This window comes from Pollutimonas bauzanensis (genome assembly GCF_040393045.1).
Taxonomy (GTDB): Bacteria; Pseudomonadota; Gammaproteobacteria; order Burkholderiales; family Burkholderiaceae_B; genus Pollutimonas; species Pollutimonas bauzanensis_A.
On the sequence record NZ_JBEBUX010000029.1, the window covers coordinates 1 to 20,030 of the forward strand.

General features: G+C 54.0%; 18 protein-coding genes. 5 read left to right on the top strand and 13 right to left on the bottom strand.

The window, feature by feature from the left end; genetic code table 11:
* Positions 1-66: 66 nt before the first annotated feature.
* From ABWO67_RS06560 to ABWO67_RS06575, 4 genes are read right to left on the bottom strand one after another with little or no spacing between them, the layout of a single operon-like run.
* A complete protein-coding gene (locus ABWO67_RS06560) occupies positions 67-873 on the bottom strand; it encodes an enoyl-CoA hydratase (protein ID WP_353149255.1) in 807 nt (268 codons plus the stop codon).
* A gap of 16 nt (positions 874-889) precedes the next feature.
* Complete coding sequence (locus ABWO67_RS06565; RefSeq protein ID WP_353149257.1) at positions 890-2,086, bottom strand: CaiB/BaiF CoA transferase family protein; 1,197 nt, start codon at positions 2,084-2,086, stop codon at positions 890-892.
* A gap of 26 nt (positions 2,087-2,112) precedes the next feature.
* On the bottom strand, positions 2,113-3,486 hold the full coding sequence (locus ABWO67_RS06570) for an amidase (protein ID WP_353149259.1): 1,374 nt from the start codon (positions 3,484-3,486) through the stop codon (positions 2,113-2,115).
* Positions 3,483-3,662 (bottom strand): hypothetical protein, encoded by a 180-nt coding sequence (locus ABWO67_RS06575; RefSeq protein ID WP_353149262.1) that lies wholly within the window; start codon positions 3,660-3,662, stop codon positions 3,483-3,485. The genes ABWO67_RS06570 and ABWO67_RS06575 overlap by 4 nt, the downstream gene beginning before the upstream one ends.
* Before the next feature lie 263 nt (positions 3,663-3,925).
* Here ABWO67_RS06575 and ABWO67_RS06580 point away from each other — a divergent pair, with 263 nt between their 5' ends.
* Positions 3,926-4,588 (top strand): GntR family transcriptional regulator, encoded by a 663-nt coding sequence (locus ABWO67_RS06580; RefSeq protein WP_353149265.1) that lies wholly within the window; start codon positions 3,926-3,928, stop codon positions 4,586-4,588.
* Between the two features lie 24 nt (positions 4,589-4,612).
* Here the strand turns inward: ABWO67_RS06580 and ABWO67_RS06585 are convergent, their stop codons facing one another.
* Both ABWO67_RS06585 and ABWO67_RS06590 read right to left on the bottom strand, forming a co-directional pair.
* Positions 4,613-4,921, bottom strand: coding sequence for a virulence factor (locus ABWO67_RS06585; protein WP_353149268.1), 309 nt, complete (start codon positions 4,919-4,921; stop codon positions 4,613-4,615).
* A gap of 205 nt (positions 4,922-5,126) precedes the next feature.
* Positions 5,127-7,250, bottom strand: a complete 2,124-nt coding sequence (locus tag ABWO67_RS06590; RefSeq protein WP_353149270.1) for a polysaccharide biosynthesis protein — start codon at positions 7,248-7,250, stop codon at positions 5,127-5,129.
* 297 nt (positions 7,251-7,547) lie between these two features.
* Between ABWO67_RS06590 and ABWO67_RS06595 the strand changes: the two genes are divergently transcribed.
* The 4 genes from ABWO67_RS06595 to ABWO67_RS06610 are packed head-to-tail and all read left to right on the top strand — an operon-like array spanning position 7,548 to position 11,543.
* Entirely contained in the window at positions 7,548-8,909 is a 1,362-nt protein-coding gene (locus ABWO67_RS06595) for a UDP-glucose dehydrogenase family protein (RefSeq protein ID WP_353149273.1), read from the top strand.
* Positions 8,909-9,967, top strand: coding sequence for a Gfo/Idh/MocA family protein (locus ABWO67_RS06600; RefSeq protein ID WP_353149275.1), 1,059 nt, complete (start codon positions 8,909-8,911; stop codon positions 9,965-9,967). The genes ABWO67_RS06595 and ABWO67_RS06600 overlap by 1 nt, the downstream gene beginning before the upstream one ends.
* Positions 9,968-9,982: 15 nt before the next feature.
* Positions 9,983-10,438: an acyltransferase gene (locus ABWO67_RS06605; protein ID WP_353149278.1), complete on the top strand. Its 456-nt coding sequence runs from the start codon at positions 9,983-9,985 to the stop codon at positions 10,436-10,438.
* Positions 10,431-11,543, top strand: a complete 1,113-nt coding sequence (locus tag ABWO67_RS06610; protein ID WP_353149281.1) for a DegT/DnrJ/EryC1/StrS family aminotransferase — start codon at positions 10,431-10,433, stop codon at positions 11,541-11,543. The genes ABWO67_RS06605 and ABWO67_RS06610 overlap by 8 nt, the downstream gene beginning before the upstream one ends.
* 29 nt (positions 11,544-11,572) lie before the next feature.
* Here ABWO67_RS06610 and ABWO67_RS06615 read toward each other — a convergent pair whose 3' ends face one another.
* The 7 genes from ABWO67_RS06615 to ABWO67_RS06645 are packed head-to-tail and all read right to left on the bottom strand — an operon-like array spanning position 11,573 to position 19,979.
* Positions 11,573-12,703, bottom strand: coding sequence for an N-acetyl sugar amidotransferase (locus ABWO67_RS06615; RefSeq protein ID WP_353149284.1), 1,131 nt, complete (start codon positions 12,701-12,703; stop codon positions 11,573-11,575).
* Positions 12,700-13,464 (bottom strand): AglZ/HisF2 family acetamidino modification protein, encoded by a 765-nt coding sequence (locus ABWO67_RS06620; RefSeq protein ID WP_353149287.1) that lies wholly within the window; start codon positions 13,462-13,464, stop codon positions 12,700-12,702. Before ABWO67_RS06620 ends, ABWO67_RS06615 begins: the two co-directional genes overlap by 4 nt.
* Positions 13,457-14,083: an imidazole glycerol phosphate synthase subunit HisH gene (gene hisH / locus ABWO67_RS06625; protein WP_353149290.1), complete on the bottom strand. Its 627-nt coding sequence runs from the start codon at positions 14,081-14,083 to the stop codon at positions 13,457-13,459. The genes ABWO67_RS06620 and hisH overlap by 8 nt, the downstream gene beginning before the upstream one ends.
* Positions 14,076-15,974, bottom strand: a complete 1,899-nt coding sequence (gene asnB / locus ABWO67_RS06630; RefSeq protein ID WP_353149293.1) for an asparagine synthase (glutamine-hydrolyzing) — start codon at positions 15,972-15,974, stop codon at positions 14,076-14,078. The genes hisH and asnB overlap by 8 nt, the downstream gene beginning before the upstream one ends.
* A gap of 54 nt (positions 15,975-16,028) precedes the next feature.
* Positions 16,029-17,366, bottom strand: coding sequence for a lipopolysaccharide biosynthesis protein (locus tag ABWO67_RS06635; RefSeq protein WP_353149296.1), 1,338 nt, complete (start codon positions 17,364-17,366; stop codon positions 16,029-16,031).
* The gene (locus tag ABWO67_RS06640) at positions 17,359-18,549 is read right to left on the bottom strand and encodes a DegT/DnrJ/EryC1/StrS family aminotransferase (protein ID WP_353149298.1); all 1,191 of its coding nucleotides are present in this window, start codon (positions 18,547-18,549) and stop codon (positions 17,359-17,361) included. Before ABWO67_RS06640 ends, ABWO67_RS06635 begins: the two co-directional genes overlap by 8 nt.
* Before the next feature lie 17 nt (positions 18,550-18,566).
* A complete protein-coding gene (locus ABWO67_RS06645) occupies positions 18,567-19,979 on the bottom strand; it encodes a sugar transferase (protein ID WP_353149301.1) in 1,413 nt (470 codons plus the stop codon).
* Between the last annotated feature and the right edge of the window lie 51 nt (positions 19,980-20,030).

Here is a 20,030-nt window from a genome sequence, read left to right on the forward strand (position 1 = left end):
TAATAGTGCAACGCCGGCAGCAATTTTTTTGGATATCTTCATGTCTCTCTCCGTTTAAAAGTTTCTTTAGCAGCCGCTGAATTTTGGCTGCCGTTTTTCACGGAAGGCCTGTTGGCCTTCTTTGTAATCGTTGCTGGTGAAACAAGCGTTTATGGCTTTGTCGATACGTTCCAGATCTTGCGCTTCAGGGTCATTCAAGACATGGCGCAGGGCCAGTTTGGCGGCATTCAGCGTCAGGGGAGCATTTAATGCTATCTCTGCCACTATGGTTTCCAGCGCGGCTGACAGCGCTTCGGGTTTGAAGCTCTGGTGCACCATGCCGATCCGCTGGGCTTCGCGTCCGTCGAACTGGCGTGCCGTGAAGAAAATATCGGCGGTGCGTGCGGCGCCGATAACGTCGACCGCGCGCCGAATGCCTTCCACGTCATAGCCCAGGCCCAGTCTGGCAGCCGGCATGCGGAACCGCGTGTCATCGGCGCAATAACGCAGGTCGCAGGCCAGGGCGAGTCCAATCCCCCCTCCCATGCATACCCCTTGTATGCCTGCAATCACAGGTTTGCTGCACGTGCTCAAGGCATGTTGCGCATCGTGTACCGCCGCACCATATTGGGCAACCTGTTCGGGACTGTTGCGTTGATGTTCAAATTCAGATATGTCGGCGCCAGAGACAAAGGCTTTGTCGCCGGCCCCCATCAGCAGCAGCACGCGCACGTCCGTATCCTGCTGGGCATCCAGTGTGAGGCGGGCTAGTTCATGCCACATCGATAGCGACATGGCGTTATAGCGACCCGGGTTGCTCAGGTGTATGCGGGCGACGCCAGCATTTTTTTCCATGTAAACATGTCCCTGGGGTGCAGCGGTGCTGTTTGTCACGATTGTTATTCTCCTTTCAGACCGCGCCGGTTTCATGCAGGCGCGCAATAGCGGCAGTGTCGTAACCGGCTTCGAGCAAGACTTCGTCAGTATGCTCACCCCAGCCTGGCGCGGTGCGGGCGATGTCGGCCGGTGTGCGGCTTAGGGTGACAGGCTGTGTAATAAAGCTGCGCTCGCCACCCTGCCAGGCGGGTACCGTGCGGGCGACGCCAAGATGGTTGATTTGTGGGTCTTCAAACATTTGCGGCACGGTATAGACAGGTCCGGCAGGGACGCCCGCCTCATTCAGCAGGGCCACCCAGTGAGCCACCGGTTGGGTCGAAAATATCTTCTGAATCATCGCTGTCAGCCGAGGGCGATTACGCACACGAAGCTTTTCGTCTCCGAAGTCGGGATCGTTCAACCATTCGTCCTGGCCGATTGCTTTACAAAAGCGCTGCCAGTTACCTTCACCGGAAGCCCCTAGATTGAACTTTCCATCTGCAGCGTCGAACAGACCCATAGGGCTGCTAGTTGGGTGGTCATTGCCCGCCTGAACTGGAATATCCCCGTCGTTCAGGTAGCGCGCCGCCTGAAAATCCATCATGGCTATTTGCGAGTGAAGGAGTGAAGCATGTACCCATTGCCCTTCGCCGGACTGCTCTCGCTCGAGTAAAGCCGTCAGGATGCCGAGCGCTGCGTAGAGGCCGGTGCTGGAGTCGGCCACAGCCAACCCTGCCCGTACTGGGCCTTGTCCGGGCAGGCCTGTGACTGACATCAAGCCACCCATACCTTGCACTATCTGGTCAAACCCGGGCCGTTTTGCGTAAGGGCCGGTTTGCCCGAATCCTGAGATACTCGCCAGAATAATGCGCGGGTTAATCGACTTTAGACTTTCATAATCGATACCTAGACGAGTCTTGACGTCGGGTCGCCAATTTTCGACAACGACGTCCGCGGTGGCGACCAGGCGCAGAAAGACTTCGCGTCCTTCCGGCTTTTTAAGGTTGAGCGTAAGAGAGCGTTTGTTGCGATTCAGATTCTGAAAGTCCCCGCTCCAGCGGTCGGCGGCGAACATCGCCTCGTTGGGATCGATGCCGGGTGGCGGCTCTATCCGAATCACATCGGCGCCAAAATCTGCCAGGGTACGCACGCAGGTTGGGCCGGCCCGCACACGCGACAGGTCGAGGACACGGAAACGTTTCAAAGCAGTTGAAGCATGAATACTAGACATATGGCTTATTTCATCAAAGTAGAGGGTTATGGCCGCAAGGCAGGAGGGCGCTCAATGAAACCGTTCGTGCCAAAGCGTTCTCGTTCTGCTTCATAAGCGAACGCCAGCAGCAAGGCTTCGGCGTGAGGGCGGGCGATAGCCTGAACGCAAACTGGCCGACCTTGGTCATCTTGGCCAATGGGGAAAGCAATAGCGGGTAAGCCCAGATAGTTGACAAAGGCGGTCCAGCTGAAGAGCCCGAGCAGGCTGCGGGGCTGAAAACCGGGGGATCGGGTAAGTACGTGATCCCAGTCTGGCACCCCTTGCGGCAGCATTGGCGTCAGCAAGAGATCGTGATCGCGTAAATAAGTGTCGATGAACGCGCGCACATGCGAACGGCGTGCCTGCAGGGCTGAGTGATACCACGCAGCGGGTATCGCCGCGCCGGGCAACGTTACTGCGCGGGTAATGTCAGATAGCTCGGGGCCGTGTTTGCGCATTGCGTCGTAATGCACTGCGGCCGCTTCGACGTGCAACACGATATTTGCACAGCGGATGAGCTCGGGTAGGGCGGTAGCCAGTTCGACCTGGGCCACATGTGCTTTGCTGGCGTAGGATTTTGCGAATTGCTGTAGCTGTTCCGTGGTACGTTCGTCCGGCGTAAACGCCGACTGAACGTGGGAAAAACAGGTGGCAATGCGCCATCGTGGGGGCGCCGCCAAACTTGTTTGTAGCTGTAGGCGTTTCTGTTGCGATGCCGTCAGGGCGGCGGAAAGAATTTGCGCTGCATCTAACGCAGATCTGGCGAGTATCCCTATGCTGTCCAGGCTGATGGCCAGTGGGTGGCTGCCCGTCGTCGGAAGCAAGCCATTAGTTGGTTTCAACCCCAGCACGCCGCAGGTTGCGGCCGGTATTCTGATCGAGCCGGCGGTGTCGGTGCCCAAAGAGCCATAGCATAAGCCGGCGGCAACTGCGACGGCCGACCCGCTGGAAGATCCACCGACTGCAGCGACAGGATCTACGGGATTTACAGGCAATGGCAGATTGGGATTTTCACCCGTTACGCCGCTGGCAAATTCAGCCATGCTCAGTGCAGCCATAGCATGGCTTCCCGCGCGCTCCAGGCGGCGCACTACCGTACCCGAGGATCGAGGAAGCGATAAATGGCGTGCGGTGCCGCATTCGGGTGCACGGCCTTGCAGGGCGAAGATATCCTTGTGAGCCAAACCTACGCCAGCCAAAGGTAAAGCCGTATCTGCCACTGTTTCAAGAGGAAAGATGTGTGTGACACACTTCCAGCGCGGTGCATGCTCGGACAGAATTTTGTGCTGCAGCGCCAGTGCTTCAGCAGGCGAGCATTCGCCGGACACAATTTGGCGACGCAAGCCGGTCAAGGTAACCGCTAGCTGCTGTGCTGTCATGCGTGACCTTTGGCTGGCGGCCCCGAGGGAGCCAGGCGAAGCAAGGTCTTGGCGATGGCCGCTGATTCATGTTGGGTTGCATCAATGCCTTGAAACGCCAGGAACTGTGTCGCGGTGTGTTGTAACGACTCCTTGGCCGACTGTTTCGGCTCACAACGGTTTGATGCGTGCTCCATTGTCCTTGATCTCCGTAGGGATTTTTATAGCTTGTATTTATATATTTATAGTTTAATTATAAATATTTAACAAGCTAGGTGAAATCCCTATGCTTATTGCCCGGACAGGAAGGATTAGCGTTACTTACAAATATGCATAGCCGCCAGAAGGTGTATCCTCATAGCTGCATGTCGGCTTAAAATATGATTTATGTTTTTATAAATATATTTATAAGATAAAAATCAATTTAAAGAAACCGTTTTGTATTTGATAAAAATGAATTATGAAAGTTAGCGAACGTATAAGGCAGTTGATAGAGGACGATATTCGGACTGGCAACCTGTTGCCCGGCGATGTCATAGACGAGGGTGAATTGACACGACGGTTTGATGTGTCGCGCACACCAGTCCGCGAAGCCTTACTGCAACTGGAAGCGCAGAGCATGTTGATCAGCCAGCCACGCCAAGGCATGGTGGTCGCCAAAATGGATGTGCAGCAATTGCTCGCTATCTGGGAGTTGTTGGTCGAGATGGAAGGGGTATGTGCAAGGCTGGCTTGCGAGCGAATGTCGTCCGAAGAGCGAGATCAACTTGCACGTGTGCATGCGCAAGCTCAAATCATTGTGGATACCGACGATGTCGATGGTTGGCGTGCAGCCAACCATGCTTTCCATGATGTCCTCTATGTGGGATCACGTAATCCCTATCTTCGTCAGGAAATTCTGCGACTGCGTGCGCGCACTGGAGCCTACTTGCGCCACGCGTTTAGCGCCCTGGGGCGTTTGCGCTCATCCTACGAACAGCATGGTCAGTTGTTGGAGGCGATTATGGCCCGCGATCCACAACGCGCCCATCAGATGATGATGCAGCACATCAGCTTGGCACAGGGCGCGCGGGGGTTGACCGACTTTTTGATCAATTTGCCTAAGTCTTTATTGAATTCCTGAATACCTGCCGCAGCGTGATTTGGCCTAATCGCGATGGCGGTGGTCACGTCCACGGTGTCGATTATGGTGCTTGTTGTGCTTCTTGTAGTAGCGGGCTTCGCGATAGCTCTCACGATAATGGCGCGGGCCATATCCTCGGTAGTAATGGCGTTCGGGTACGACGATAACCCGTGGGGGCGCCACGTATCGGACGGGCGGATAGTAATAATCCGGTTCGCTATAAATAATGCCCGGCATTCCGATGGAAATATCTACATTGACGCGGGCCATGGCCGCGGTGGAACCCAGCATCGCCAGCGCGGCTCCCGCCGCTAATATCGCCAGTCGTTTCATGTCAGCACCTTTGTAGGTAATACGATGGGCCTATTGTGTCCGACTTCTGGTTTCACAGTTGTTAGCTGTAACGGCTAAAGCGCATCCAAACGCAACAGTTCCAGCCGTAAAGAATACTTGGCTTACATTTGCTAACGTCTGTATTGACTGTTTGACTCTCTGAATAAGGGTAGATACCTATATTGTCCCCACTTGAATACGTTGTTTACACATCAAAGTGGGTGATTCCAGTTTGCATTGCCTGGGCTGTATAGTGTGTTTCATTGGCGGCTACGCTGGCCGCGGCTTGTTGCAGGTGGATCCAGTCCACCATTTCCGCATCGGGGTTGTAGCCGTCGACCAATTCAAGGAACATCTCGCGTATCCGGGGGTAGTTGTCGTATTTGACAGCATTTCCCAATTCGCTCAGTGCGAGCTTAAGGCGCTCCCATTCTATGAACTTTTCGTTGGCGCGCAGGATCATCAAGTGCTCTGTGGGCGTTACGTTGTTGCCAATCAGCAGTTCTTCGTACAGCTTTTCACCTGGCCGCAAACCCACAAACTTGATATCGATGTCGCCATCAGGGCTTAGGGCTGAGCGCAGGCTCAAACCAGACAGCTGTATCATTTTTTGAGCCAAGTCTGTTATTTTCACAGGTTGCCCCATATCCAGCACGAATACATCGCCGCCTTCCCCCATGGAGCCAGCCTGTATCACCAATTGCGCTGCTTCCGGAATCGTCATGAAATAGCGGGTGATTTCGGGGTGCGTAACGGTAACGGGGCCTCCGGTTCGGATCTGCTCGCGAAACAGCGGGATCACCGATCCCGACGACCCAAGTACATTGCCGAATCTGACCATCGTAAAGCGGGTGCGATTCGGTATGGGCTGTTCATGGGTATTGTCGCCATATGGGCAAGGCATCGATTCGCCCGACAAGGATTGCAATACCAATTCAGCCATTCTTTTGGTGGCACCCATGATATTGGTAGGGCGTACTGCCTTGTCTGTGGAGATCAGCACGAAGTTACTGACGCCGGCTCTTAACGCGGCCTGGGCGGAGTAAAGCGTGCCAAAAATATTATTGATGACGCCCTCTGCAATGTTGCGTTCCACCATTGGCACATGCTTGTATGCGGCGGCATGGTAGACGGTGTTGACCTGCCATATGGACATGACATCAAACAGGCGTTCCTGATTGCGCACCGAGCTCAGCACAGGGACGATGTGGACCGTAAGTTCAGCACCTTTCGCATAGGCTTCAAGCTCGCTTTGTATGCTGTAGAGATTGAACTCGCACTGTTCAAACAATATCAATGTGCGCGGTTTGCTATGGACGATCTGGCGGCATAGTTCGGCGCCAATCGAGCCGCCCGCGCCGGTCACCATGACGACTTGATCGCGAATGCAGCGCTCCAGCAGATGGGCGCTGGGTTGTACGGGATCGCGACCCAGTAAATCGGAAATATCCACCTCACGAAGGTCGCGCACTTGTACACGGCCGCTAGCCAAGTCAGTGATGCCGGGAATAGTCCGCACGCTAAATGGGTAGGGGGCCAGAAGGTTAACGATTGCCGCTCGCCGGGCACGCGACGCTGAAGGTATTGCCAGCAACACTTCCTGTACGTCTTTTTCATTAATCATTCTGGCCAGATCGTACGGGGCGTAAACCGGTACGCCCGCGATGACGCGGCCTGACAGGTCAACATTGTCGTCAATGAATGCAACAGGATGTCGTTCATTGTCGTTTCGCAGGGCCATCAACAATTGATTGCCAGCGTCGCCGGCGCCATAGATGGCTACGTGGATTGCCTTGCGGGCGCCCGGAGTCGATTGAAGAAATGGGCGGCTCTGCAGATTGAAAGGTACGCCATGGAAATATTGCCTCATGATCAAGCGCAGGCCGGCGATAAACATCAAACTAAGCAGCCAATAAATAATGACGATCGATCGTGGAATGAGGGCCGGCGGATGGCTATAAAGCAATATTGCCAAACCAAGGAATGCTACGGCCAGGCTTATGGCGACCGCTATAGCAGCCAGGGTCTGGTAGCCCACATACCGCATCACCGTTCGGTACAGACCGAATCGCGTCAATATGGGTATGGTCAGCAACGGGGCGGCAAGGAATAGCCATCCATGTCCGGTCAGCGGTTGAATGGCTGCGGCATCATCCAGCCGAAGATAAAACGCAAGCCATAACGCCAGCCATACCAGGCAAACGTCGGCGATGATTTGAAGCAAATGCTTTTGGGCACGAGGCAACCCCACTAAGCGGGCTCGCAAACCGATCACTTTAGGCGAGGCTGGCGCTGCCAAAGATGACTTACTGCTAGCCAAGTAGTCCATCGGTTTCCCTTATCGTTTCATGATTTTTTGTTTTTGTTACTTCGGCTATCTGTGGTGACGATGTTTGAAAATATTCGTCACAGGAATCATAAGAAGTAAGGCATGAGCAAAACATACGCCAGACGGTGTAGGTCGCGTATTGGCGCAACGGTTTACGCCGTTTGGTCGTAACGTCCTAAGCCATACAACTACTGTTCCGGGATATTGTTTCTCTCTATGATTCTTTTCATTAAGTCTGTATCCAGATATTAAAAAGACAGAACGGATTTCAGCGGCCAGGCGCCAGGAGAAGAAGCAATGAGGGTGACAATTGTTGGCAGTGGCTACGTTGGCTTGGTCACTGGGGCATGCCTGGCTGACGTTGGCAACGATGTGCTTTGCCTGGACCTGGATCCCGCAAAAATTGCATTGCTTGAAGCGGGTGGCATATGCATCTACGAGCCTGGTCTTGAAGAAATCGTCAATAGAAATGTTCAGGCTGGCCGGCTGTCATTCACGACAGATATCAAGCGCGCGGTTGAGTTTGGTCCATTGCAGTTGATCGCTGTCGGAACCCCTCCTGATGAAGATGGGTCAGCGGATCTGCGATACGTACTGGACGCGGCGCGCAATATCGGCAGGTATATGGACGGCTTTAAGGTCGTAGTCGACAAAAGCACTGTGCCGGTTGGCACGGCGGCCAAGGTGCATGCCGTCATTCTGGCCGAGCTGGAACGACGTAACGTTGATATCGGATACAGCGTGGTGTCGAATCCGGAGTTCCTGAAGGAAGGCGTGGCAATCGAAGATTTCATGCGTCCTGACCGCATCATTATCGGTTCCGATGATCAGAACGCCATCAATGTCATGCGCACGCTTTATGCGCCTTTCCTGCGCAAGCATGACCGGCTTCTGGTCATGGACACGCGATCTGCCGAACTGACAAAGTATGCGGCCAATGCCATGCTGGCAACGCGGATATCATTCATGAATGAACTGGCCTTGCTGTCGGAAAAGCTCGGCACGGATATCGAACAAGTTCGGCAGGGAATAGGTTCTGATACCCGTATTGGATGGCATTTTCTTTATCCCGGCTGTGGCTACGGCGGTTCGTGTTTCCCCAAAGATATCCAGGCACTGCTTCGGACGGCTGCAGGCGTAGGGGCCGACCTCAATGTATTGGCTTCGGTCGAAAAGGCCAATGAACGACAGAAGTCCGTACTGGTCGACAAGGTCGTGGAGCGCTTTGGCGACGACTTGTCGGGCAAGACGTTTGCATTATGGGGACTGGCCTTCAAGCCGAATACCGACGACATGCGTGAAGCGCCAAGCCGTGTGGTTATCGCTGCGCTGCTACAGCGAGGCGCCCGCATCGTTGCCTATGATCCAGTGGCTGTCAATGAAGCGAAGCGTATTTTCGGCATTGGCAATGAAAGACTGTCCTACGCCGACCATCCGATGATGGCGCTTGACGACGCAGACGCCTTGATCATCGTTACCGAGTGGAAAGAATTCAGGAGCCCTGACTTTCAAACCATCAAGTCCAAACTGAAGGCGCCCATCATTTTCGATGGCCGAAATATATTCGACCTGCACGATGAGGGCCTTAAAGGCATTGAATACTTCGGCATTGGCAGGACCGCAGCCGTCACCGAAAGAATTTTCGAAGGGGTTGAGTAATGTTGAAAATCGCTCTGGTCGGTTGCGGTCGTATCTCCAGGCGCCATGCCGAATTGCTTGGCAACAAGCAGATCGAAGGCGCAGAACTTGTCGCCGTTTGCGATATCGTCGAAGAGAAGGCGGCGAGTATCGCCGAGCAGTACAACGTACCCGGTTTCGTGGATATGCACCGGATGATGCGGGAGGTTGATATTGACATTGTGGTGGTGCTTACAGAAAGCGGCCATCACGCCAAGCATGTCAAAGAGCTGGCGCAATACGGCAAGCACATTGTCGTGGAAAAGCCGATGGCGCTTACCCTGGACGATGCCGATGACATGATACGGGTTTGCGATCGGGCGAGGATCAAGTTGTTTGTCGTCAAGCAGAATCGCTTTAATGTACCCGTTGTTAAGCTTCGCGATTCGCTGGAACGCGGGCGTTTCGGAAAACTGGTCATGGGTACTGTGCGCGTGCGTTGGTGCAGGCCTCAATCCTATTACGATCAGGATGCCTGGCGGGGCACTTGGGCGCTCGATGGCGGCGTTCTGACCAACCAGGCCAGCCATCATGTGGATTTGCTCGAATGGATGATGGGAGAAGTCGATAGCGTTGTTGCAATGAGTCGTACGGCTTTGGTTCACATCGAGGCGGAGGATACCGCCGTTGTGATCCTGCATTTTCGCAATGGCGCTTTAGGTTGTATCGAGGCGACGACAGCGGTCAGGCCCAAAGACCTGGAGGGATCCCTATCCATCCTCGGTGAAAAAGGCTCGGTCGAAATCGGTGGTTTTGCGGTCAATGAAATGAAGGTATGGAATTTCCTGGAACCGGAGCCCGAGGACGCAACTGTGATGGAAAAGTATTCAGTGAACCCGCCTAACGTATATGGGTTTGGCCATCAGGCTTATTACGGCCATGTCGTTGATTGCATTTTGAACAACAAGCAGCATCTGGTCGATGGCCTGGAGGGGCGGAAAAGCCTGGAGCTTATCAACGCCATATACGAATCCATCGAGACCGGGCGTGAGGTCAAGCTGCATTTCCGTCCGAAATATTCGAAGTTGGGGGCCAACTAAGTGGGCGTTCCTGATATGCGAAAAGTGGCTTGCGTCGACGTCCAGTTCGGCCAAAGGGTGACTGTGGTCGAGCCGGTGAATATATACGGCTGTATTTTGGGCGACGACGTGTTCGTTGGCCCTTTCGTTGAGATCCAGGCAGGCGCCAAGATTGGCAATCGAACACGCGTACAGTCCCACGCTTTTGTATGCGAGTTAGTGGAAATTGGGGAAGACTGCTTTATTTCCCACGGCGCAAAGTTCGTGAATGACTTGTTCAGCCGCGGCGGACCGGCACGCGGGAACAAAGCGCTTTGGATGCCGACCAAGCTGGGGGACAGAGTATCCATCGGCACGAATGCGACCTTATTGCCGGTGTCCATCTGCAATGACGTAGTAGTCGGCGCTGGCGCGGTGGTAATTCGCGACATTACTGAACCGGGGGTTTACGCAGGTAATCCTGCCCGAAAAATAAGAGGCCTTCATGATTAAGTTTCTTGACCTGCATTCCCAATATAAAAGCCTTCAACCTGAAATTGACGAGGCGATTGCCAGCGTTATCGCGAGTTCCTCCTATATCGGCGGAGAGGTCGTAGAAAAATTCGAGCAAGGTTTTGCCGCTTACCAACAAGCTGCTTATTGCGTCAGCGTGGGCAATGGCACTGATGCCATAGAGATCATATTGGAAGCTTTCGGTTTCGCGCCTGGCGCTGAAGTCATTGTGCCGGCGAATACGTTTATTGCGACCAGCGAAGCAGTCACGCGCAGTGGCTATAAGGTTGTTTTCGCCGATGTCGACCCGGTGACATACACGTTGGATGTCGACGATGTGCGCCGCAGACTGACATCACGCACCGCGGCGATTATTGCTGTGCATTTGTACGGTCATCCCTGCGATATGGATGGACTGATGGCTTTGGCTCAAGAGTCAGGCTTGAAGGTCATTGAAGACTGCGCGCAGGCGCATGGCGCTGAATATCAAGGCAGGCGTGTCGGCGCTTTGGGGGATGCCGGAACATTCAGTTTTTATCCGGGGAAAAACCTTGGCGCCTATGGTGATGGCGGTGCCATTACCACGAACAACATGGCGCTGGCGCAGCACTGCCGCATGATCGCCAACCATGGTCGCATCGACAAGTACGATCATCAATTCGAAGGCCGCAATAGCCGGCTGGACGGACTGCAGGCGGCCATCCTTACCGTGAAGCTGCGGCATCTGGACGCATGGATAGAACGTCGTAACGAGGTGGCCGCTTTTTATTTGTCGGCGCTGGCGAACATTGACGGCATTGTGTTGCCCCGCATCGCAGACGGGTGCCGCCACGCCTTCCACTTATTTGTAGTGCGTACGCCAGCAAGAAGGGCGTTGTCCGATTTCCTGAAGAGCAAGGGTATTCAGACCGGGGTTCATTATCCGATCGCTCTTCCAAAACTTGCGGCATACCGCTACTTGGGCCAGCCGGACGTCAACATGTTCGCCAACCAGATTGACGAGCAGGTGCTGAGTATTCCTATCGGCGAGCATCTGGATGACGGGCAGATAGCGAACGTTGCCGATGCCATGCAGGCTTTCAGCATGCACACCGTGCCGGCCTGAGCCGGCTGCCCGGCGTAGCGCGTACCAGCCTATCTTGCCTGATTGCGGGAAATGGCGGTATAGCTACGCTGGAACATATTCCACAAGGGCTCTTCTGTTCCGTACAGGCTATGCGGCTTTCCAACGCGGCTCATGTACTCGGTGAGGTCGGCTTCGGACCATCCCATTTTCTTGATGAAATACTGCTTATCGCGTTCCAGGTCTGCTTCGGAAGCGTAGGCGATACCTTTTAGCCCTTCCAGTGCTTGTTCGCGGCTGAGCTGTCCGGACGCGACCAGCGTTCCCAAATGCAGTCTGCGCTTGTCCACGCCAAACTTGTTTGGAAGAATGTATCCCTGGTAGAAGCGAGTAAAGATCGACTCATAGTGCTTATAGGGATAGGGTTTGTAATGGTGTTTTTCCTTCAGTTCAGTCAGCGCGTCGAACTTGTTGAAGGGCATCATGTCAAGGAAGGACGTCCACTGAATGCGGTTTGCAAGCCGGCATCGTATGTATTCCAACGTACCTATGGTTGGAAACGTTCTGATCTGCACGCGACCGAACTTCCTGGCCAAGGCTTTGATGTTCGTCTTATCGTACTTGAGCCAGTTCCAGCCAGGCGGCATACGCATCCCTTCGGTTGCTTGATTGGTTCCGGCCAGGATGTATCGGGAGTTATGCTGGACGGCCAACCGGTAATTGACGCCCAGCATGGCATTGTCATAAAGCAGCTCCACATCGATCACATCGGCATCGAAGAATGCCTGCATCAGCTTTTTGTATTCGGGCCAGTCTATAACGTGAGTATGCAGGTCTACGCCAAGACCCTGAACCAGATTTGCGATATTGTGTTGTGCCAGTTCGCTATTCCATCCGTTGTCCATATGTACTGCCAGCGGTCGCAGTCCCAGCTTTACGGCCTGGTACAGAACCCAAGAACTGTCTACCCCCCCCGATACGCCAACAATGCAGTCGTAGCGCTTGTTCTTGCCTGCCGCTTTGACTTTAGCTATGAAATTGTCCAGTTCAGTTTTCTTGGCTACGGGATCCTGGTTGATGATGTCTTTGGAACGTATCAGGAACTCGGTGCAGTAATTGCATACGCCTTGCGCATCGAACGTGATGTCCGATGCACTCGTATCCATGACGCAAAGATTGCATACTTGATAAGACCGTTTCATACATGCCCCTGTATTTTTTCTAGTTCCGCGTATGGCGGATAGGTAATCAAGACGGCCCTGTGCGGGCCATGAAGTACAAACAGCGCGCCGGCTGCTGCAGCGGATGCGCCGGCATTGATGGCTGCCTTGATATCAGCCAGGCTTCCCGCCCCCCCCAGGGCGATCAGCGGTACTTCCAGCGCTTCGGCGGCTTGCCGGATCAACGGCAAGTCGTAGCCGGTCATGTCTCCTTCATGGTCTACTGCTGTTATCAATACTTCACCGGCACCTGCCTGGACTGCCTTGTGGGCGAAATCCAGCCAGCTTTGCTTGCGTATGCGCCCGCTACGGCTTTCATATAGCATTGGTTGCTTGAGCCAGTTGCGTTTGATATCCACCGATATAACGATGCTTTGGCTTCCGAAGCGGTCGGCAATCCGTGAGATAAGATCCAGTTGATCAAAGGCGGCCGACTGCATGCAGATTTTCTCGACCCCCAGGTTGAATAGCCTGGCAGCGTGGTCCATCGAACGAATTCCGCCTCCATAGCAAAGCGGCATGAAACACTCGCTCGCAAACAGTTCTATCGTCGCGTAGTCAGGGTCTACACTGCGTTTTGATGCGTCAATATCAAGGACGATCAGCTCATCGACCTCTTTGTCATTGAATATCCGGATAGCGTTGATCGGGTCGCCAATATATTGCGCCTTCTTGAAGTGACGCGTTTTTACCAATCCACCTTCGCGCAGTAGCAGGGCTGGGATGACTCTATGCTTAAGCATGTGGAAATTCCAGGAAATTGCTTAACAGCTCCATTCCAAATCGGTGACTCTTTTCCGGATGGAATTGCACGCCAAACAGATTTTTTCGTTGAAACGCAGCGACAAACTTTCCGCCATAGTCAGTAATCGCAATAGGATCGGCAGGGTCATTGCAAGCGACATAATAGGAATGCACAAAGTAAAATCGCTGCTCGCCGGAGTCTGTTGCAAGCAACTGGTTTTCTCTGGGTACCTGAATCGTATTCCACCCCATGTGCGGCACACGCAGGCTGCCACCGTTGGTGAACGAAAAGCGCAGCACATGCGCATCGATCCAGCCCAGGCCGGGCATTTTCCCTTCCTGGCTGGTGCGGCACATCAATTGCATTCCCAGGCAAATCCCCAGCACAGGAACAGCATTCTCCAATGCCGCTGTCGTAAGGGCGGGCAGCAAGCCGCGCAATTCAAGCTGCGACATTCCATAGTCGAATGCGCCAACTCCCGGGATGATGAGTTTCGTTGCCTCTGCAACCTCGGCCGGCGAATATATCCGGCGGGCCCGCCCGCCTGCACGCTCAATCATGCGTATGACGGAGCTTACGTTGCCTGCGCCATAATCAAGCACAGAAATTTCAGACATGCACGCTGCAACCCGATTTCTCATACCACTTAAGGAAATTGACCCAGCGCCAGACCTGAGTGGTGCAAGGCGCCTTGCCGCTGGCAATTGAATCAAACTGTTCCAGCAGAGCGCGCGCATTCAGAAAGGGAATGTCATGACTGGCTTGCAGCCACTGCCGGACGATGTCGGACTTTTCCATGAACCATGACGACTCGGGCGTCTCGAAGCCGATCTTGTCTTTTCGGTCAAGCAAGTCGTCGGGCACAATGCCACGCAACGCTGCACGAAATACACTTTTCGTTTCGCCATCGCGTGATATCAGATAATGTTCCGGCAACGAGAACAGCAGGTTGGCCAACGGCAATGTCAGGAACGGCACCCGGCTCTCAAGAGAGAACTGCATCGAGTTGCGGTCTCCTTCGCGCAGATAGCCGGGCAAATGTCGATTCGTCAATGAGCTTGCCAGGCGTTCCATGACGCGCCTGCCTTTAGCACTGTCGTGCTTTTTCTCCCGCTCGAATACCATTGTGACCCCTGCGTCGGCCAAGGCGCCAGCGTTGATCCATGAGGGCGTGAAACTGCGTCCCATGGTCTTGCTGGCAATTCCAAATAAGCTGTCTGGCAGGGTAACGGCTGCAAGATATTGCCACGCGCGTCCGTAGCTGCGACCGGGCCAGCGTGCCCAGTTTCTGGCGAAACGCTCCGCACCCGACAGGTCGCCGGACTCAATCATGCTCAGCATTCTATGGCCGGGGTAGCCTGCGTAGCCCGCCAGTAACTCGTCAGCGCCTTGCCCTTCGAGTGTCACCGTCATATTGCTTTCATGCGCCAATTGAAATACGCGATACTGGGCGTAAGCGCTGGTACTTGTGAAGGGCTCTCCCTGAAGGTCAATCAGGCGATCCAGATCCCGGGCCAGGTCTTCTCCAGTGGCGCTGACTTTATGGGCTTTGGCGTCGGTGAACTGATTGATTCTATCGACCCAGCTTTCTTCGCATTGTTTATATCCGGGCGCAATGTAGCTGAAGGTGTTGATGGGCTGGCTCGCATCCAGATAGCGCATGGCGCAAACGATGGCCGATGAATCTATGCCTCCTGATAGTGCCGCGCCAAGCGGGACATCGCTGCGCAGATGCAGGCGCACGTTATGAAGAAACTGCTCTCGTACTGCCTCAGCGGCCTGGTCAAAGCTTAATTCAGTGTTCTCCTGATAATTGGGCTTCCACCAGGTCTGCTGCCGACTCGCGCCGGGATTGGACAGGTCGACTTTCATCCATTGTCCGGGCAGCAGTTGCTGGACGCCCTTGATGAAACTATCTTGCTGGTTATCAAAGTCGCCGTGCACCAGGTAATCGTAGCAGCGTTGCCAGTTGGCTTGTGGCTTTTGCTCGCGCAAGCACAGCAGAGCCGCCGGTTCAGAGGCGAACAGAAAGCGGTCAGGCTGCAGATCAAAATAAAATGGCTTGATGCCAAACGCGTCCCGTACGCAGCTTAGCGTTTTTTCTTTTGCGTCATACACGACAAAGGCAAACATGCCTTCCAGACGTACCAGGCAATCGATGTTCCATTCCTGCCAGGCCTTGAGCAATACCTCGGTGTCGGAGTCCGAGTGAAACGTATATCCCAGCGCGGTAAGTTCTTGTCGTAGTTCGCGATAGTTATAAATCTCGCCGTTGAAGGTGATGTGATGCCGCCCCGTGTCCGACTGCATGGGCTGGCGTCCCGCGGAGCTTAGGTCGATGATGGACAGGCGGGTGTGGGCAAGCGCCAATTTGCCTGTGCACACATCAAACAGTTCGCTTCCTCTGTCGTCGGGTCCTCGCCTTTTCAGCTTCTGTTGCGAGGCTGCGATCCTGTCACGCAAATCCCGCGGTGGTTTAAGCCACCAGCCGCCAGTAATCCCGCACATAATTGTCTCCTTGGCTGCGCCAAAAGCAGAAGTTTGATGATTGATAAAGCCTGACTACTTTGCCGAACCGTTGCTCAAGGCGTCCGGGCCGGCCGCCAGCGGGAGTTGGTGGTCGTCGGCGCCAGGGACGAGCCGGTGATTGGTTGCCCAGATAATGACGGCGAAGTAAGCCGTGAACAGCACGATTTCGTGTGCCACGAATGCATTCAAAAAAACGGTGATCGTTTGCTGAGAGCACAGCAGCAAAACCGAGGTAAGGGTGCAGAAATAGGCGACCTGCCATCCGACCCCCTTCTTTACGTTATGGTTCAAATAGAGAACCACGCTCAAAGGACTCACCATGAAACGCACGGCCGCGGCAACCGACAACGGGCCGGCGAACTCGCCGGCCAGCGCCCAGTTCTGTCCAAACACAAAAGAAAAAATCTCTACGCCATAGGTCATGAATATCAAACAAAACGGCACCGCAATGCAGCCCAAGAGCATGAAGATTCTTACGATGTAGCGCCGCAGTGAATTGGGATTTGTGCTGTCCAGCTGGGTTATTTTTTGATAAAGCACCTCGGAGATCGCGCTCGATATTAGAAACAGCGGTAGTGACAATACTTTTACGGTAAAGCCGAACAGGCCAGTCACGGACGCTGAAAAAAAGCTGGCAATGACGAATAAAGGAACCTGTGTGGCGCTACTGTCAAAAAGAGCACCCCATAAGGAAAACATAGGGAAGCGCTTGTAGATTCTGGCGTTCTTTTTAACTTGCCCCCATGAAACATAGGGCCGCATTGCGCTCATCGATGCAAGGTTTGCCCTGATCAGGGCCACAAGCCCCAAAATATGCCCTATGACATGTCCTGCAATCAGTCCGAAGGCAATTCCCTTCGCATATCCCAGGGCGCATTGGGATGTGCCGGTGCCCACGCCATGAATGGCGCGGGCGGTAGCGAGCTGCCGGAATTGTTTACCCCTGTTGTTCCAATAGATCATGATTTGGGTGCCGGTGGTCAGAGCCACGCTTAATGGCAGCATGTAAATCCATTTCCCTGCCAGGGGCGTGTTGGCCATTCGGATCAGTTCGTCTTCATACACATAAATAATGCCCTGCATCAATGCGCTGACGACTAAGGTAATAACTGTGGCCAGCACTACGATATTCATGGCATCGCTGTCTTCTTTTGGCAGCATGATGGCCGTTTCATACTTTGCCGCGGCAATAATGCTCAAGACGGCGTTAAGCGCTGTAAACAAGGCCAGCACGCCGAAGTCGGCAGGGGTGTAGATTCGGGTAAGAAGAGGGCTTACCGCAACAGTGAATACCTGTGCGGCTATGGTTCCAGTCATCAGCGTGATAACGTTTTTGAGGAACTCGCCCTTGACCTTGAAAAGTTTACGCATAGGCGGGCTTCTTGGCGGCGAGTCGCATGACGTCATTAAGAACCTGGCAGGTTTTTTCTATTTCTTGTTCAGTCAGGGTTGGATGCACAAGAAACATCAGCGCTGTTTCGCCCAGCTCTTTGGCCACCGGCAGGCGCGGTTCAGGACGCCAGCCTGTATCGTCAAAGGCATGCTCCAAATACACTTCGGAGCATGAGCCCGAGTAGCACGGCACACCCATCGCATTGATTTCTTCTGCGATACGGTCGCGATTCCATTCGGGCTTGAGTAGCGTCGGCTCGACAAATACATAGCACTTGTAAGCGGCATGGGTGATGTCGGATGGAATAACGGGAACGCGCAGTCCCGGCAATTGGGCGGCCATCCCCCAAACCTGTTGCGCCAGCGCTATCCGGGTGGCGTGCCAGTCGGCCATGCGTTCAAGCTGCAGCCGGCCTATTGCGGCCTGGACTTCCAGCATCCGCCAGTTAGTGCCAAAGCTTTCATGCAACCATCGGAACCCGGGCTTATGTTCTCGTTTATAAACGGCCTCCCAGCTTTTCCCATGATCTTTAAAAGACCACATTTGAGACCACAGCACTTTATCGTTGGTCGTAACCATGCCGCCTTCGCCGCCAGTCGTCATGATCTTGTCCTGGCAGAATGACCAGGCCCCGATATGGCCTATCGATCCTACCGACCTGCCTTTGTATCGCGCGCCGTGCGCCTGAGCGCAGTCTTCGATCACATAAAGGTGATGCTCATTGGCCAAGGCCATGATGGGATCCATGTCGCAAGGCCAGCCAGCCAAGTGGACACACATGATGGCTCGCGTCCGGTCGCTGAGCACGGACTGAATGGTTGCCGCGGTAATGTTCTGCGAGTCGCGGTCGACCTCGGCAAACACCGGCCTTGCTCCCGTGTTGGCGATACACGAGGCTGATGCCAGAAATGTACGTGGAGTAACGATCACTTCATCCCCGGGGCCTATGCCCAGTGCTTTCAATGCCGCGTCCAGGGCAAGCGTCCCGTTGCTGAGCGCGACGGCATAGTCGCAACCCGTCCAGGCGGCAAACTCCCGTTCGAACTTGCGGCATTCTTGCCCGGTCCAGTAATTGACCTTGTTCGAAAGTATGACTTCGCGCACGACATCGGCTTCTTCGGGAGTAAACGACGGCCATGGTGAAAAAGGGGTGTTGAGCATAGGTATTCCTTTCATGGTTAATCAGAAGCGCCCTTGGCTACCGTACTGATGATGTATTTGAGGTCTTTCGCGAAGCTGTAATCACGGATGTATTCTTTATTGATTTTGACTTTGTCGGGCCATATGACTTCGCGGTTGTAGCGAAGGGCATCCGCTTGCTGGCTTAGTATTTCCTCTTCGTTTTTGTATTTCAGCGAGGCGGGGCCGGTGATGCCTGGCCGCACCGACAGGATGATTCTGTCGTCGCCTTGCAAGTCGTCCGCATAGCCGGGCAAATCGGGCCGAGGGCCAACAAAACTCATGTCGCCCACCAACACGTTCCATAGCTGCGGCAATTCGTCGACTTTGGTTTTTCGAAAGAGGGCGCCTGTTCTGGTTATTCTGTTGTCTGATGCGGTAGTGATCGTGCTGCCGGATTCTGCGCCATGCCGCATGGTTTTTATCTTGAAGATCTTGAATAGCTCGCCATTTCGTCCCACGCGTTCCTGTACGAACAAACCATTGCTGCGCGTATCCACGGATGCCGCAAGCCAGCACAAAAGAATTAAAGGGGACAAAAACAAGAGGCCAAAAAACGAAAAGAAAATATCGAAAGACCGTTTTGCAATTGCGTTGCACAGTGATGCCAGATCAATCTTTGCATGGGCATAGAGCTGTTTCTTGATGCTGGCCGGCGCGACCGCCAAGATGAATCTTATGGTTATGTTCTTGACGAAATCGAAGCTTGAAAGAAAACCTATTTTCCGTTGATAGCGGATAACGGCATACTCGTACTTGAAACTTTGCAGCCCGCTTCTGGACATGAATCCGGCGCCTGCTCGAACCATGAATAACTTGTCGGGTAGATTCGCCAGTTTGTAGCCCTGCATAAGCAACAGTGACCATAAGGCAACATCTTGCGAACGTTTGAATAAGGGATAGCCGCCTACTGCCAGAACCGCCGATTTCCTGAATATCGCAGCTGCATGGCTGATGGGGCTGCGGGTTTTGGCGAACCTGACCAACTCATCGTGTGTCAGCGGCAGGATGCGCGATGAGAACACTGTACCGTTTTCGTCGAACTCATCCAAAGCCGTGCTGCTGGCGGCGATGTCGGCATTGCCCTCCATAAAGGCTATCTGCTTTTCGAACCGTTGCGGCAGCGAAATATCGTCGCCGTCCATCCGCGCGATCAGCTCATGGCGGCAGTGTTTCAAGCCTTCGTTCAGCGCCACGGCAAGGCCGCCGTTAGTAGCCAGCCTGACCGAGTTTATGTTCAACGATGCTCTGAATGACTCAATGATCATGGTCAGTACAGCTGGCAAAGGCCCGTCTTCGACCAGTATCACTTCATCTGCCTTTAGCGTCTGGTCAAGCAAGCTTTGTAATGCCTGGCGCAGATAGTCAGGATGCTCGGCATGGTAAATCGACATCAACACTGAAAAGCTCATGGTGAGGCTCCCACTGAATCGTAATAGTCGAGAGGCGCTGCGCCGGTCAGG

What these genes read in the sequence shown, in the direction of transcription:
- ABWO67_RS06600 (WP_353149275.1), top strand. Translation starts at nt 8,909, where the DNA reads ATGTTGAAAATCGCTCTGGTCGGTTGCGGTCGTATCTCCAGGCGCCAT.
- ABWO67_RS06610 (WP_353149281.1), top strand. Translation starts at nt 10,431, where the DNA reads ATGATTAAGTTTCTTGACCTGCATTCCCAATATAAAAGCCTTCAACCT.
- ABWO67_RS06645 (WP_353149301.1), bottom strand. Translation starts at nt 19,979, where the DNA reads ATGAGCTTTTCAGTGTTGATGTCGATTTACCATGCCGAGCATCCTGAC.
- ABWO67_RS06575 (WP_353149262.1), bottom strand. Translation starts at nt 3,662, where the DNA reads ATGGAGCACGCATCAAACCGTTGTGAGCCGAAACAGTCGGCCAAGGAG.
- ABWO67_RS06605 (WP_353149278.1), top strand. Translation starts at nt 9,983, where the DNA reads ATGCGAAAAGTGGCTTGCGTCGACGTCCAGTTCGGCCAAAGGGTGACT.
- asnB (WP_353149293.1), bottom strand. Translation starts at nt 15,974, where the DNA reads ATGTGCGGGATTACTGGCGGCTGGTGGCTTAAACCACCGCGGGATTTG.
- ABWO67_RS06580 (WP_353149265.1), top strand. Translation starts at nt 3,926, where the DNA reads ATGAAAGTTAGCGAACGTATAAGGCAGTTGATAGAGGACGATATTCGG.
- ABWO67_RS06640 (WP_353149298.1), bottom strand. Translation starts at nt 18,549, where the DNA reads ATGCTCAACACCCCTTTTTCACCATGGCCGTCGTTTACTCCCGAAGAA.
- ABWO67_RS06585 (WP_353149268.1), bottom strand. Translation starts at nt 4,921, where the DNA reads ATGAAACGACTGGCGATATTAGCGGCGGGAGCCGCGCTGGCGATGCTG.
- ABWO67_RS06615 (WP_353149284.1), bottom strand. Translation starts at nt 12,703, where the DNA reads ATGAAACGGTCTTATCAAGTATGCAATCTTTGCGTCATGGATACGAGT.
- ABWO67_RS06620 (WP_353149287.1), bottom strand. Translation starts at nt 13,464, where the DNA reads ATGCTTAAGCATAGAGTCATCCCAGCCCTGCTACTGCGCGAAGGTGGA.
- hisH (WP_353149290.1), bottom strand. Translation starts at nt 14,083, where the DNA reads ATGTCTGAAATTTCTGTGCTTGATTATGGCGCAGGCAACGTAAGCTCC.
- ABWO67_RS06565 (WP_353149257.1), bottom strand. Translation starts at nt 2,086, where the DNA reads ATGTCTAGTATTCATGCTTCAACTGCTTTGAAACGTTTCCGTGTCCTC.
- ABWO67_RS06570 (WP_353149259.1), bottom strand. Translation starts at nt 3,486, where the DNA reads ATGACAGCACAGCAGCTAGCGGTTACCTTGACCGGCTTGCGTCGCCAA.
- ABWO67_RS06590 (WP_353149270.1), bottom strand. Translation starts at nt 7,250, where the DNA reads ATGGACTACTTGGCTAGCAGTAAGTCATCTTTGGCAGCGCCAGCCTCG.
- ABWO67_RS06635 (WP_353149296.1), bottom strand. Translation starts at nt 17,366, where the DNA reads ATGCGTAAACTTTTCAAGGTCAAGGGCGAGTTCCTCAAAAACGTTATC.
- ABWO67_RS06595 (WP_353149273.1), top strand. Translation starts at nt 7,548, where the DNA reads ATGAGGGTGACAATTGTTGGCAGTGGCTACGTTGGCTTGGTCACTGGG.